Genomic DNA, 14,728 nt, shown 5'->3' with positions numbered 1-14,728 from the left:
TTTACCGACCTAATACGGCGTTAATAACTGCGATTACACTTCGCCAGCATTGCTGTGTAGGTCCGGGACGTGGCCTGGCGCTCCAGGTGACCAAACATGGCATTGGAAGCAGCGAGAACCGCGTTGAGGTTAACACCCGTCTCAATGCCCATGCCATTTAGCATGTACACCACGTCTTCGGTAGCCACATTGCCACTTGCACCCGCGGCGTAAGGACAGCCGCCTAATCCGCCTGCTGCACTGTCAATGGTGTTCACACCGTATTGCAATGCAACCACCAGGTTGGCCAGTGCCTGACCATAGGTGTCGTGGAAATGAGCAGCGAGTTTACTTACGTCAATGTCCTCAAGCAGGGTATCGAATAAGCGGTGGGTGTGCCCCGGGGTACCTACACCAATGGTGTCTCCCAGCGACACCTCGTAGCAGCCCATGTCCAGCAGTGTTTTTGTGACTTCAGCAACTTTATCGGGCAATATCTCCCCCTCATAGGGACAGCCCATAACGCAGGACAAATAACCCCGGACTTTCATGCCGTTGTCGTTTGCCATTTGCATGACCGTTTCAAAGCGCTTAAGGCTTTCCGCAATGCTGCAGTTAATATTGCGCATAGAAAAGGCCTCTGAAGCGGCGGCAAAAATGGCGACTTCATCAACCCCAGATTCAAGCGCTGCCTGCATGCCTTTATCATTGGGCGTTAGGGCGCTGTAGGTAACTCCGGGTAGGCGTGAGATACCTTTAAACACCTCTGCGGAATCCGCCATTTGCGGCACCCATTTGGGTGACACAAAGCTACCGGCCTCAATGCGGGTGAGTCCGGCTTTGGCCAGGGCGTGAATAAAGTCGGTTTTTGCCTGTAAAGGAATGGTTTGCGCTTCGTTTTGCAAACCGTCCCTCGGGCCCACTTCCAGAATACTTACTTGGGTTGGGTAATTAGGCGTCATCGGCAATAAACTCCAACAATGATGCACCACCGTCAACCATGTCGCCGGCGCTGAAGTAAAACTCACCTACCTGACCATCGGCATGGGCGGTGACGTTGTGTTCCATCTTCATCGCTTCCATTACCAGCAATGGCGTGCCTTTTTTGACCGGGGTATTGGTGTCTACTAACAGCTTGACGATAGTTCCATTCATTGGTGCAATGCAACCGCCGTCGTGGCTGTCGTCATGTTCACCCATATCGGCATGTACCTGCGCGAAATGACGTGTTTCCGCGCCATTGAATAGCACCCATTGATTGGCTGTTTCATCGACACAGGCCATGCGGTGCTGACTGCGATAGCCATTCACCTCTGCCTGTAACATCCCGTCCCGCCAGGTTCCGTTGACCAGCCACTGCTGACCTTCATAGTCAATACAGAATTGCTGCGGCTGTGTGGTTACGGTTAATGCGTAATGCTTGCCCATACACTCAAGATTGAGTTGTTGCTTATGCGGGTGATTCATACGCCAGTGTGACAGGTCGGCATGCACAGCTGACTGCTGAGTCAGTAGCAACCGCAAGGCCATAACTGGTAACAATGTATCAGGCATAGCCGGTGCGGTTAGGTCCGCCTCGTGATGCGGTATAAAGTGGGTGGTTAACTCAGCATTTGCAAACGCCGGGTGCTGCATTACGCGGTTAACATAGCCAATATTTGTGGTAACACCGACCACATGGGTCTCTTTCAGGCAAGCCAGCATACGTTGGCGTGCTTCTTCGCGATCTTTACCCCAGGTGATGACTTTTGCAATCATGGGGTCATAGTGTACCGACACGGTATCGCCTTGCTGAAAGCCGGTATCTATCCGCACCGATTCCGACACCTGCGGAAACTGCAAGTGGCTCAGCGTACCGGTGGAAGGTAAGAACCCATTGTCGGGATCTTCGGCATATACGCGTACTTCAAAGGCGTGACCGTGGCAGGTCAGCTGCTCCTGTGATTTCGGCAAGGGATTACCCTGCGCCACACTCAATTGCCAGGCAACCAGATCTTCGCCGGTAATGTACTCGGTGACCGGGTGCTCTACCTGGAGTCGGGTATTCATTTCCATAAAGTAGAAAGCATCAACGTCCAGCAAAAACTCCACCGTACCTGCGCCCACGTAGCCAATGGCTTTAGCGGCGTCCAGTGCACTTTCACCCATTTGCTTTCTGACTTCATCTGACAAGCCTGGGGCAGGGGCTTCCTCAATGATTTTTTGGTGACGGCGCTGCACTGAACAATCGCGTTCAAACAGGTAAACGCCATTGCCGTGGCTATCGCAAAATACCTGAATCTCAACATGACGCGGCTGGGTCAGGAATTTTTCCACCAGCATAGTGTCGTCACCAAAACTGGCCTTCGCTTCGCGTTTTGCCGCGGCTAGTGCGGCGTCAAAATCGGCTTCTTCCATGACCTGGCGCATGCCTTTTCCGCCGCCACCGGCTGCCGCTTTTAGCATTACCGGAAAACCAATTTCGCGGGCGGCGTTTAATAAGGTTTGCTCATCCTGATTGTCGCCATGATAACCCGGTACTAATGGCACGCCTGCCTGCTCCATAATCTGCTTGGCTTTGGATTTTGAGCCCATGGCGTCGATGGCACTGGCTGGTGGGCCCACAAAAATAATACCTTCGGCTTCACAGCGACGGGCAAAACCGGCATTTTCCGACAAGAAACCATAGCCAGGGTGAATGGCATTGGCGCCGGTAGCTTTGGCTGCTTCGATAATTTTATCCTGCACCAGATAACTTTGCGTGGCCGGCGCCGGACCAATGGCGATGGCTTCATCTGCCATCGCAGTGTGCATGGCGTTGCTATCAGCGTCAGAATATACCGCCACAGTAGGAATGTGCATGGCTTTGGCTGTGCGCATCACGCGACAGGCAATTTCACCACGGTTGGCGATCAGTAATTTATGAATCATTTTTCAGACTCCTTAATCCAGGCCGGCTGGCGTTTTTCCAAAAAGGCGTTTAGCCCTTCCTGGCCTTCTTCTGAGACGCGGATCCGCGCAATCCAGTCGCTGGTGTTTTGCATAACCGATTCGTCAATGGGGGCGCCAGCAACCTGCTCTATGAGTGCTTTAGCTTCAGCGATAGCAGTAGGGCCATTGCGGAGCAGGGCGGTCAACAACGAATTGACCTCGTCATCCAACTGATCTTCACTGACCGCTTCACTTACCAGGCCAAGTCGGCGCGCTCGTCGGGCTGAAAAAACTTCAGCGGTTTGGAAATAACGCTTGGCAACGCGTTTGCCCATTGCTTCAATGACATACGGACTAATGGTTGCCGGAATAAGCCCTAGTTTAACTTCGCTTAAACAGAACTTACTCATCTTGCAGGCCACCGCCATGTCACAACACGCAATTAGCCCAACAGCACCGCCAAAGGCTGCGCCCTGAACACGCGCAATGGTGGGCTTGGGCAGGCGGTATAGGGTTTGCAGCATGGTGGCAAGTTGCATCGCATCAGTGCGGTTTTGTGCTTCACTGTATCCAGCCATTCGCTGCATCCAGCCTGCATCTGCGCCTGCACAGAAGTTTTTGCCGTTGCTGGCCAATACCACGGCACGCACGGCAGGATCGCTGCCGGCTTTTACGAAACAGCGGGTCAGCTCGGCGATCATGGTATCGTCGAAGGCGTTGTGTTTCTCCGGGCGGTTCAGCGTAATTCTTGCCACCCCAAGGTGGTCTAGCTCGTACAGAATATCTTGAGTCATTATCGGTCCTTACATCCTGAACACGCCGAACTGGGTGTCTTCAATGGGTTTATTCAGGCTGGCACTTAATGCTAGCGCCAACACATTGCGCGTTTGGGCCGGATCAATAACACCGTCGTCCCATAAGCGGGCAGACGCGTAATAGGGGTGACCCTGACGTTCGTAATTGTCGATGACCGGTTGCTTAACGGCTTGCTCTTCTTCCTGCGACCAGGTTTCACCTGCACGTAGCTTTTGCTCTTTCTTCACCTGCGCCAGCACGCCTGCGGCTTGCTCGCCGCCCATTACGGAAATACGGGCATTTGGCCACATGAACATAAAGCGCGGGTCATAAGCACGGCCACACATACCGTAGTTACCCGCACCAAAGCTGCCGCCAATTAATACGGTAAGTTTCGGCACGTTTGCGCAGGCTACTGCGTTCACCATTTTGGCCCCGTGCTTGGCAATACCGTCGGCTTCGTATTGTTTACCCACCATAAAACCGGTGATGTTTTGCAGAAAGATAAGCGGGATCTTGCGTTGACAGCACAGCTCAATAAAGTGCGCGCCTTTTTGTGCGGACTCACTAAACAGAATACCGTTGTTAGCCACAATACCGACCGGCATGCCATGCAGGCGGGCAAAACCACACACCAGTGTGGTGCCATAGCGTGCTTTGAATTCGTCAAAGTCAGAGTCATCCACAATACGGGCAATGACTTCGCGCACATCAAATGGCTGACGCAGATCCTGTGGCACGATGCCGTAAAGCTCTTGCGCCGGGTAGCGCGGGGCTTTCACCGGCTCAGTGGTCACTGTGTCGGGCTTTTTACGGTTCAGGCGCGCGACGGCATCACGGGCAATTTGCAGCGCGTGGTGGTCGTTATTGGCCAGATGATCGGCAACGCCTGATATACGTGTATGTACGTCGCCACCGCCAAGCTCTTCGGCAGTCACTTCTTCACCGGTTGCGGCTTTAACCAATGGCGGGCCAGCCAAAAAGATGGTGCCTTGTTGTTTGACGATAATGCTCTCGTCAGCCATGGCGGGTACGTAAGCACCGCCTGCGGTACAGGAACCCATCACCACGGCAATTTGTGGAATGTTTTGCGATGACATTCTGGCCTGATTAAAAAAGATACGACCAAAGTGTTCGCGATCCGGAAATACGTCATCCTGACGGGGCAGGTTAGCGCCGCCACTGTCGACCAGATAAATGCAAGGCAAATGACATTGCTCGGCAATGGCCTGGGCACGCAAGTGCTTTTTCACCGTTAATGGGTAATAGCTGCCGCCTTTCACTGTGGCGTCGTTGGCAACGATCATACATTCAACGCCACTGACCATACCTACGCCTGCAATGACACCGGCACAAGGCACGTAGTCCTCGTACACATTCCACGCCGCAAGTTGGCCGACTTCGAGAAACGGTGAACCCGGATCGAGTAGGGCATCAATACGTTCCCGAGGCAGCAGTTTGCCTTTTTCCTTGTGGCGGGCAACATACTTGTCGCCACCACCTTGCATGATTTGCGCAATGGTCTTTTGCAAATCGTCAACCACATGCTGCATCGCCTGGTAGTTATTTTTATAGGCTTCAGACTGGTTGTTTATATTCGTATTGAGTACAGGCATAGCACCTCCTCTTTTTCTGTCGTTAACTGCCTGATCTACTATGCGGTTTCTTTAAATAATTCCCGGCCAATCAGCATGCGGCGAATTTCTGAGGTACCCGCGCCAATTTCATACAGTTTGGCATCGCGCAGTAAGCGTCCGGTTGGGTATTCATTGATGTAGCCGTTTCCACCCAGTAGTTGGATGGCGTCCAGTGCCATTTTGGTCGCTAATTCCGCCGAATAAAGGATAGCGCCAGCGGCGTCTTTTCGTGTGGTTTCACCGCGATCGCAGGCTTTAGCTACGGCATACACATAGGCTCTTGCTGCATTCATTTGGGTATACATGTCGGCGACTTTGCCCTGAACTAACTGGAATTCACCGATGGACTGACCAAATTGCTGGCGGTCATGGATGTAAGGCACAACGATGTCCATGCATGACTGCATAATGCCCAATGGGCCGCCAGACAGCACCAGACGTTCGTAATCCAGGCCACTCATGAGCACGCGCACACCGCCGCCCACTTCACCCAGTACGTTTTCTTCCGGTACTTCACAGTCTTCGAATACCAGCTCACAGGTGTTCGACGAACGCATGCCGAGTTTGTCGAGCTTCTGTGCACGACTAAAGCCAGGGAAATCGCGCTCAACAATAAATGCGGTGATGCCTTTGGGGCCGGCGTTCACGTCGGTTTTTGCGTAGATCACAAAGGTATGGGCATCCGGACCGTTTGTGATCCACATTTTGTTACCGTTCAGGATGTATTTGTCGCCCACTTTTTTTGCGGCGAGCTTCATGCTTACCACATCTGAACCGGCATTCGGTTCACTCATCGCTAATGCACCGATGTGCTCGCCACTGACCAGCTTAGGCAGGTATTTTTCGCGCTGGGCATCATTTCCGTTTTTGAAAATCTGGTTCACACACAGATTAGAGTGCGCGCCATAGCTCAGGCCGATACCGCCCGACGCCCGGCTGATTTCTTCCATGGCGACCGTGTGGGCCAGATAGCCCATATCAGCACCACCGTACTGTTCGCTGACTGTTACGCCTAGCAATCCCATTTCACCTAATTTAGGCCACAGGGCATTTGGAAAAGCGTTGTCTTCGTCAGCCTGAGCTGCAAGCGGGGCAATTTCGTTTTGCGCGAATTGGTAAACATGGTCGCGCAGCATGTCGATATCTTCACCCAGGGCGAAGTTAAGCGTAGGGTAATGAGCAGTCATATTATTCACCTTGTTGTAAGTCGGCCAGTTCTTCGCGGCAGCGGGTTTCCACTTCATCCAGTTCGTTCATCAACATTTGGATGTCGTCGAGTTGCTGGCGCAATACGGCGCGTTTTTGTTCGGTAAGTTGCAGCATCGTCTGAAGCTGTACACTGGAATTCGGGTTGCTGTCGTACAACTCGAACAGATTTTTTATCTCGGCCAATGAGAAGCCCAACCTCTTACCACGCATAATTAGCTTTAACCTGACGCGGTCTTTGTTACAGTAGATACGGTTCTGTCCGGTACGTTTAGGACTCAGTAATGACTGTTCTTCATAAAAACGTATTGAACGAGGGGTAATATCAAACTCCCTGGCAAGTTCACCGATGGTGTAGGTTGATTCATTTTCTTGATTGGTCATAAGCCGATTTCCTAAAGTCTCACCTGTAGTTACCCGGTAGTGTTATAGTGTAAACAGGCTGCAGTTTACGTTAACGTTAGGTTGAGTTAACGTAAAGGTAAAGTAACATTTAATTAACGTCAATGGCGTGAAGTGCGAGGCTTTCTATAAAACCAAAGTCTTGTGTTTATTTTTGTATACAGGTGTAAGCTACAAGCGTGTTTATTTTTACTGTAATTATTGCTAAATCTAGTGTGGGGTTACTCAACAACAGGCTTGAAGGCTGAAGTGCACAGTGCATTTTCAGGGCAATGATGCGGTAACCGGTAACAATAAACAGGCCACAGCTGAACATGAAAATCCGTTGTTGGTAAATTACTAACGGGATAAGTGCAGTACTTGTAACACTTATCTTATAGGTTGGTATTAACTGTTTGTGTAAAACCTAAATGAGGCAAGGAAACTATGAGTAAAGAATCTGTCGTTATCGTCGCTGCTAAACGTACTCCCATGGGTGGTTTTATGGGTGGTTTGTCAGCGCTGCCAGCTACAGACTTAGGTGCGGAAGCGATTAAGTCGGTGTGTGGTGGTATTGACGTCAATGTCATCGATGAAGTCATTATGGGATGTGTATTGCCTGCAGGTTTGGGTCAGTCACCGGCGCGTCAGGCGTCATTAAAAGCCGAGCTGCCGTTAGCGGCCGGTGTAGTTACAATTAACAAAGTCTGTGGGTCTGGTCTGAAAGCCGTTATGTTGGCGTCGGATATGATACAGGCGGGCAGTGCAGAAGTCATTGTGGCTGGTGGTATGGAAAGTATGAGTAATGCGCCATACATGTTACCAAAAGCCCGTGGTGGTTATCGCATGGGGCATGGTCAGGTGCTGGACCACATGATGATGGACGGATTAGAAAATGCTTACGACGGCCAGGCGATGGGTTGTTTTGCACAAGCCACGGCTGATGCGGAAGGCCTCACTCGTGAAATGATGGACGAATTCGCCATTGGTTCATTGTCGAAAGCCAACGAAGCGATCAGTGCGGGTACCTTTGGCGACGAAATCAGTGCAATTACTATTGCTACCCGTAAAGGGGAAGTGGTTGTCGATACCGACGAAGGCCCATTAGCGGCGAAGCCGGAAAAAATTCCTTCACTTCGTCCTGCGTTCAAGCGCGACGGAACAGTAACAGCCGCCAACTCAAGCTCAATTTCTGACGGTGCTGCTGCGCTGCTGGTGATGAGTGAGTCAAAGGCGGCTGAACTGGGCTTAACGCCACTGGCAAAAGTTGTTGCGCACGCAACAAATTCTATTAAGCCAGAAGATTTTACTGTCGCCCCTGTTGGTGCCATGGAAAAAGTCCTGGATAAAGCGGGGTGGACCAAAGACGACGTTGATTTGTTTGAAATTAACGAAGCCTTTGCAATGGTAACTATGCTGGCAATCAAGAAGCTCGACCTCGATGCGTCGAAAGTTAACGTTAAAGGCGGTGCCTGTGCATTGGGTCATCCCATTGGCGCGTCAGGTGCGCGTATTTTGGTTACGTTACTTCATGCACTGAAGCAACAAGGCAAATCAAAAGGGATTGCGTCCTTGTGTATTGGTGGTGGTGAAGGCGTCGCATTAGCGGTAGAGATGCTGTAATACCAAATGGCGGGGCGCAGTGCGCCTCGCTGATTGAACATGAAGATATACCAGAGGTTGTTTCTAGTCTGTCGAAAGCGGCATAACTATCTGTTTCATTAGCTTTTCTGTCTTGTTTAAGTTGATTTCACACCGTTGAAAACGCATACTGACACGAAATAAGAATAACATTGTTACCATGTTCAAGTTTAAAGCAACCTTAGTGCGGTGGGGCGTACTTTCTGCCATGTTAAGTGGCTGGACGTTTTCTGCACTATCTGCGCCTTCAATCGTCACTTATTGTGTTAACCCTTCGTGGGTGCCTTATGAAATGGTCCGTAATGGCGCACATGTCGGTATTTCCGCAGATTACCTCACGGTCATTGGCGAACTCGCCGGTGTTCAATTCAAACTGGTCGAAACCGACAGCTGGCAACAGTCCCTCGAGTTTGTACAAACCGGGAAGTGCATGGTTTTGCCTATGGTCAGTCAATCGTCGGTTTACCGTTCTTTTCTGACCTTTTCCGCGCCTTACTTTGCTACACCCAATGTACTGGTGAGTGAAAGTTATGATGTCATGTATCACGGTATCGACGGACTTTCACACCAATTGGTTGCAGTAGACAAAAACAGTCACCTCGCAGAGTACCTGGCGCGTTACTATCCGGATATTCGCTTACAACTAATGAACTCCGAGGCCGAAGCCGTCCGCGAGCTGGCTCGGGGCAATGTTGATGTTATGGCGGGGGCGCTGTTAAGCATTAATTCTGAAATGAACCGCATGAACTTGCACGACATGGCGATAACCGGGTATGTCGAGCCTGTGCATTTATTGCGATTGGGTGTGAATAAAGCGCATGCAGATTTGATCCCGCTATTGAATAGTGCAATCGACGGGATACCTGAGGCTACCAGCGTTGCTATTTATAAGCGATGGAACAATGTTAAAAGTCATTCTGAGCAAGACTTCCGCCTGGGTATTCTGGTTGTATTCTGTGGTGGTATTCTGCTGGCAACACTTATTTGGCGTAAAAACTTAATCCGGCGCTGCAAGAGTGAAATGCGCCAGAAACAAGAAGAAATGGAAAACCTGCAGACGGTCTTACTCGAAAAGAACCGAATGCTGGAGTTTTTATCGTCTCACGATACATCGACAAATTTGTATAACCGCAATTTCATGCTTCATCGAGCTGAAGATGAAGTATCGCGCTTTAATCGTTTTCATACTGCCGCCAGTCTGATTTTATTCGACTTTACCAGTCAGTCAGCCAGACAGATAAACAGCAAGCCGGTTATCAATGAAGATGGCATCAAAGAGTTGGCAAAAATTTGCTTGTCGTGTGTTCGGGAAGTGGATATTGCGGGTCGTTGGAGCTCTGAACAAATCATTATACTGTGCCCACAAACCCCCATTTCTGCATCTAAGATCCTGGCTGACCGGCTAAAAGAGGCGGTTGAAACGCACCAAAGAGAAGATATTCGCGATTTACCATTCTCGATTGGACTGGCTGCGTTGCAAGAAGGTGAAACGTTCGCTGACTGGTATGAGCGAGCGAGTCAGGCATTGTATCTGGCACGCCGTCAACACGGTGGCAAAGTCATGATTGCGGAAACCTGAATAACAACAAAAAAGGGGCCTCAGCCCCTTTGGTTTAAACCATGGGTTCATACTTCCATTGGTGCATGTCATAACTCACTTTGGCTCGTTCATATTCACGCTCGGAACGCCAGTTTCGGTTATTCAGTTTTACCGATACCCCTGAATACAGCTTTTTGGTGGCAATCAAACGCGCGGATTCCTGGTAGTGTTGCTTTGCTTCCAGTAATTGCACCGACTTACTCTCCATCCACGAAAGCAGGGTAGTTTCATTGCGTAGCAGTTCTTTTGCTTCAGACACTTTAGCCAGCAATGATTTAGGTACGACGCGATTGTTAATAATATCCATCTTTTCTTTGTGGCGGGTGGCGTTTGTGCGAATCTGCTTCAGCAAATCTTCAAAAAAGTCTTTGCGCGCCTGAAGCTGGTTAAAACCAGGGCTAAAGTCTATACGTAGCGTACTGCCTGATATTGCTCCAACTGTGCCCGCAATCACCGGGCCCTGACTACTTACCTCGCAGGCAAAAATGTTGCCCTGAGGATTTTCCGGACGACCAATGGTGACGCCGCCACCAGAACTCACACGGCAATGTGCAAGCTGGCGTCCCACGTTCAGGCTACCATTACACACAATATCGACACCCTGACCGTGCTGGATATAAATACTGCCACCGGCTTTTAGCTGACAGGTATACTCGCGCATCACGTCCTGCTGTTTGCCCATGGCGCCTTCGGTAATAATAATATCGCCACCGGCCTCAATAGTTGCAGACTCTGCAAAGCCGTTTACGGTGACGTCACCTTTGGCTTTGATGATCATTTTTTCCGTTACATCACCATTAACCAAAACCGAACCTTCGTAAGTTACATGACCGGTTCCCACGTTCACGCCTGGGCAAATAAACGTATCATCAACCTGCATGATGAGATCCATGTACTTCGGCATACCCGCAATGGTGGACACCACCAGGTTTTCGTCGTGATCACTGATAGCCGTGCCATTACCCAGTTTGATAGGCTGCCATTCACCTTCTTTGGAAACCAGCGTGTTGCCCCGCACATCAAAACCACTGCGGCCTTTGGTCGGAGGCTCACGTCGCATAACCTCGGCGTGCGCTTTCACACACACGATTTCGCCCAGGTTGCGCATATCGACTTTCTTTTCATTTGACTGTTGAGGGCGCAACACCCGATCTAATGCATTGGGGACCAGTGGACGCTGTCTCGAAGAGCGGCCGTCACGAGGGGGAAGCCCTTTGGCTATAAGGCCTTCAATACGTTTGCCCGGCTCTGCTTCTGATAATTGTTCAAGCAGCGCTTTTACCCGTTTCTTCCCCAGGCCCCGGCGAATATTGGCTTTTTGAGCAAGCCTGAGGACCTGGGCTGTGTCGGGGATCTGACCGCCATGAGGCGCAGTGAGAATGGCATATCCTGTCATGTTGTCTTCGCTGATACGAAACTCAACTTCACAGTGGCGACGCTCACCAACCTGTTCCATGACGCTGGTTTTGTCTTTCGTTTTGAAAAAGTGGTTAGCTTTGTCGCAGGTTGCTTTTATCGCCGACTGGGACAAATACACCTCGTCGAAACCTTGTTCACAAAGGGCGTCATACACGGCTTGTGCACTGAGCTCTTGTTCAAGTTGGTCGGGGGCAATAGAAAGCGTAACGTTGTTACGATTATCATCAAACGAAAATTGAACGCCTTTCATAGTGATTTACTTCCTGTCCTGTATTGAGCGCTTGGTAAACGACACGTTTTATTATTATTGAGTACACATGGGTCAGATGTGCCGCAAGTTCTCGGTGAGGAGAACCTGCTACAGGTAAAATGCATACTAAAGTTGAATGCGATTTAGACTAAAGATGCACTAATCCGGAAAAAATCACAAGTTTTGTGCGTATGCATACAGCGCTTTTAGTATTGCTTTGTGCTCGGCATTGTCGGCGTGTTGTTCTGCCAATTGCTCAAGCGTAAATAAATACTGCTCTAGCGTAATGCTCGCAGGAGAGGTTGGGTCCGTTAAGCGGAACTGACGATGACGCTGCCATTTCTGACTTTCTTCAAAGGTGAGGGTATTAGGGTAGTTTCTCGCCCGGTAGCGAAATAGCAACGATTTCAGCGTCGGGTTCTGCGTTTTGTCTGCCAGGCTGGTGAGCTGTTCGGGAGACGAAGTACGTACATCATCACACCAGTTTTTCTCTTCCCTCGTTAAAAAGCCGCCACTATACAAGGCATGGTCCGGGTCGAGCTCTTGTTCATCGAGCTCGGTGTTATACAAATCCGTTAGCTTCTGAATCCAACTGGTGTCAGCCACCAATTGTTTATAGTTTGCCAGACACTGTTCCCGGTTAATGCCCAAACGCTCTGCGTTTTCTTCGGATACGGCCTTGGCCGTGGTAATAAACGGCGAGCGGTTAATGTGAATGAGTTTGATGCCCGGGCGGGGCTCGTCGTCCTGCATCTCCTCGCGTTTGCGGTACAGACGCTCTCTGAGCGCTTCTGTGTCTAATGACAACAGCGGTGACGGATCTGACTGTAAGTCGACAGCAATCACGGCATTGGGGTTTGTCGGGTGCTGAGCAACCGGGAGGATCCAGGTACAGCAACCCTGACTAGCCGGGATTTTTGACGATACGTGAACCAGAGGCGTGAGTTGCTGGAGATTAATTTGTCGTGATACCTGGGCTTTCTGGCGCAGTGAAAGCGCGTAATCAAATAGTTTAGGCTGTTTGTCTTTAATCAGTTTGGCCAGCGCGATAGTGGCGCGTACATCAGACAACGCGTCATGAGCATGGCCGTGATCGATGCCATTGGCCGCGGTTAATAACTCCAGCTTAAAACTGGGAGAGCCGTCGTCTCGCATTGGCCATTCAATGCCTTCCGGGCGCAGGGCATAACAGGCACGCACCAGATCAATGATATCCCAACGGCTATTGCCGTTTTGCCATTCCCTTGCGTAGGGATCGTAGAAATTACGATAAAACAAATAGCGGGACACTTCATCGTCGAATCGAATGCTGTTGTAGCCTACAACACAGGTACCGGGTTCCGACATTACCTGATGAATTTTAGCGGCAAAGTCAGCTTCATTCATCCCATCGCGCAGCGTGTGTTGCGGCGTTAATCCCGTTACCAGTGCAGCCTGTGGCTGTGGTAAATAGTCATTAGCAATCTGGCAAAGAATATTGATGGGCTTGCCAATTTCATTCAGATCTGCGTCGGTGCGAATAGCCGCAAACTGGCTGGGCATGTCTTTTTGTGGGCTGACACCCCAGGTTTCGTAATCATGCCAGAGAAAGCTGGCCGGACTGTGTTGACTCATGATGAATTGTACTTTTTATTGTTTGCTAATGCGGTATTCAGGAAGCCACTGAGCATTTGTAGCACTAAACGGCACGCAGTACGTGGCTACGTAGCCAGTGGGCAATAGGGTGGATACTAACACGCGCATTCAGCGTGCCCAAGTGCCTTGAATAAAGAATGAGATACCTAACAGCAGCAGTTTCGACGAATGCCGCAAAAAGCCGGCCATTGGCTCTGGTCAGCATCCCGGGAAACCCGTAGAGTGAATAAAACATTTCCGTAGGGAGTATTCAAGAAAATGCTGAAACGTATTTACACTGCTTTGTTCTGCTGTGGGTTAATCGCACCGGGCTGGGCGCAGGATGTTGCCATTGTCATCCACGGTGGTGCTGGCACAATTTTAAAGGCCAATATGACGCCAGAACGCGAAGCCGCTTATGTGGCTGCACTGCAGGAAGCCGTGCAAACCGGCTATAAGCTACTGAAAGACGGTGCGAAGGGCGAAGAAGCGGTCGTGGCCGCCATTCAGGTTATGGAAACGTCACCGCTGTTTAACGCGGGCATTGGCGCCGTTTACACCTTTGAAGGTCAACACGAGCTGGACGCATCTATTATGCACGGTGGCACGCTGAATGCTGGGGCAGTCGCTGGGGTGAAAACCATCCGTAGTCCAATAGCCGCCGCACTGGCGGTGATGGAACAGTCGCCGCACGTGATGCTCAGTGGAAAAGGGGCAGAAGCATTTGCCGAATCGATTGGTATGAAACCGGTCAAAAACACCTTGTTCAATACAGAGCGACGTTACAAAGCCTTGCTCAAAGCGAAAGAGCGGATCCTTAACGCGAATGTGCCTTATGGTGGACAACAGGGTAACGAGCGCTTTGGTACCGTTGGCGCGGTAGTGCTCGACCAATATGGCAACCTGGTCGCGGGCACCTCAACCGGCGGCATGACCGCTAAGCGATTTGGCCGTATTGGTGACTCACCGGTTATTGGCGCTGGCACCTATGCAGATAACGAAAGCTGTGCTGTTTCTGCCACCGGACACGGCGAGTATTTTATTCGTTTTCACGTTGCCGCTGATATTTGTAGCCGAATGAAATACCGCAATGATACGCTGGCCGACGCTGCGAATACCGTTATCAATGATGTTCTGGTTAAAGCCGAGGGCGATGGCGGTATTATTGCCGTCGATGCAAAGGGCAACATCGCTGCCGTGTTCAATACTTCCGGCATGTATCGCGCGCAAATCGATACTCAGGGAAATCTTAAAGTCGGCATTTATCAGCAATGGATTAACGAATAATTTGCGTTG

11 protein-coding genes are annotated in these 14,728 nt (G+C 50.5%); 3 read left to right on the top strand and 8 right to left on the bottom strand.

Features of this window, described 5'->3' with window-relative positions; all coding sequences use genetic code 11:
- Window positions 1-20: 20 nt before the first annotated feature.
- The 6 genes from BUB81_RS18285 to BUB81_RS18260 are packed head-to-tail and all read right to left on the bottom strand — an operon-like array spanning window position 21 to window position 6,911.
- Window positions 21-941 carry a hydroxymethylglutaryl-CoA lyase gene (locus tag BUB81_RS18285; RefSeq protein WP_073324776.1) on the bottom strand — a complete coding sequence of 307 codons (921 nt, stop codon included), beginning with the start codon at window positions 939-941 and terminating at the stop codon, window positions 21-23.
- Entirely contained in the window at window positions 931-2,889 is a 1,959-nt protein-coding gene (locus BUB81_RS18280; RefSeq protein WP_073324775.1) for an acetyl/propionyl/methylcrotonyl-CoA carboxylase subunit alpha, read from the bottom strand. The genes BUB81_RS18285 and BUB81_RS18280 overlap by 11 nt, the downstream gene beginning before the upstream one ends.
- Window positions 2,886-3,683 carry an enoyl-CoA hydratase/isomerase family protein gene (locus BUB81_RS18275; RefSeq protein WP_073324774.1) on the bottom strand — a complete coding sequence of 266 codons (798 nt, stop codon included), beginning with the start codon at window positions 3,681-3,683 and terminating at the stop codon, window positions 2,886-2,888. The genes BUB81_RS18280 and BUB81_RS18275 overlap by 4 nt, the downstream gene beginning before the upstream one ends.
- A gap of 9 nt (window positions 3,684-3,692) precedes the next feature.
- Entirely contained in the window at window positions 3,693-5,300 is a 1,608-nt protein-coding gene (locus tag BUB81_RS18270) for a carboxyl transferase domain-containing protein (RefSeq protein ID WP_073324773.1), read from the bottom strand.
- A gap of 38 nt (window positions 5,301-5,338) precedes the next feature.
- A complete protein-coding gene (locus BUB81_RS18265; RefSeq protein WP_073324772.1) occupies window positions 5,339-6,508 on the bottom strand; it encodes an isovaleryl-CoA dehydrogenase in 1,170 nt (389 codons plus the stop codon).
- A 1-nt stretch (window position 6,509) separates the two neighbouring features.
- A complete protein-coding gene (locus BUB81_RS18260) occupies window positions 6,510-6,911 on the bottom strand; it encodes a MerR family transcriptional regulator (RefSeq protein ID WP_073324771.1) in 402 nt (133 codons plus the stop codon).
- A 444-nt stretch (window positions 6,912-7,355) separates the two neighbouring features.
- On the opposite strand from BUB81_RS18260, the gene BUB81_RS18255 reads away from it, so the two are divergent.
- Window positions 7,356-8,531, top strand: coding sequence for a thiolase family protein (locus BUB81_RS18255; RefSeq protein WP_073324770.1), 1,176 nt, complete (start codon window positions 7,356-7,358; stop codon window positions 8,529-8,531).
- A gap of 178 nt (window positions 8,532-8,709) precedes the next feature.
- Window positions 8,710-10,128, top strand: coding sequence for a GGDEF domain-containing protein (locus BUB81_RS18250; protein WP_084526703.1), 1,419 nt, complete (start codon window positions 8,710-8,712; stop codon window positions 10,126-10,128).
- Window positions 10,129-10,162: 34 nt separating this feature from the next.
- Here the strand turns inward: BUB81_RS18250 and BUB81_RS18245 are convergent, their stop codons facing one another.
- On the bottom strand, window positions 10,163-11,818 hold the full coding sequence (locus BUB81_RS18245) for a flagellar assembly protein A (RefSeq protein WP_073324768.1): 1,656 nt from the start codon (window positions 11,816-11,818) through the stop codon (window positions 10,163-10,165).
- 174 nt (window positions 11,819-11,992) lie between these two features.
- The gene (sbcB, locus tag BUB81_RS18240; protein WP_073324767.1) at window positions 11,993-13,432 is read right to left on the bottom strand and encodes an exodeoxyribonuclease I; all 1,440 of its coding nucleotides are present in this window, start codon (window positions 13,430-13,432) and stop codon (window positions 11,993-11,995) included.
- A gap of 279 nt (window positions 13,433-13,711) precedes the next feature.
- Here sbcB and BUB81_RS18235 point away from each other — a divergent pair, with 279 nt between their 5' ends.
- Complete coding sequence (locus BUB81_RS18235; RefSeq protein ID WP_073324766.1) at window positions 13,712-14,719, top strand: isoaspartyl peptidase/L-asparaginase family protein; 1,008 nt, start codon at window positions 13,712-13,714, stop codon at window positions 14,717-14,719.
- The last annotated feature ends 9 nt before the right edge of the window (window positions 14,720-14,728 follow it).

Source organism: Marisediminitalea aggregata (assembly GCF_900129565.1).
Classification (GTDB): domain Bacteria; phylum Pseudomonadota; class Gammaproteobacteria; order Enterobacterales; family Alteromonadaceae; genus Alteromonas; species Alteromonas aggregata.
The sequence above is the reverse complement of the archived record's forward strand: the minus strand, read 5'-3'. Positions and strand labels throughout refer to the sequence as shown.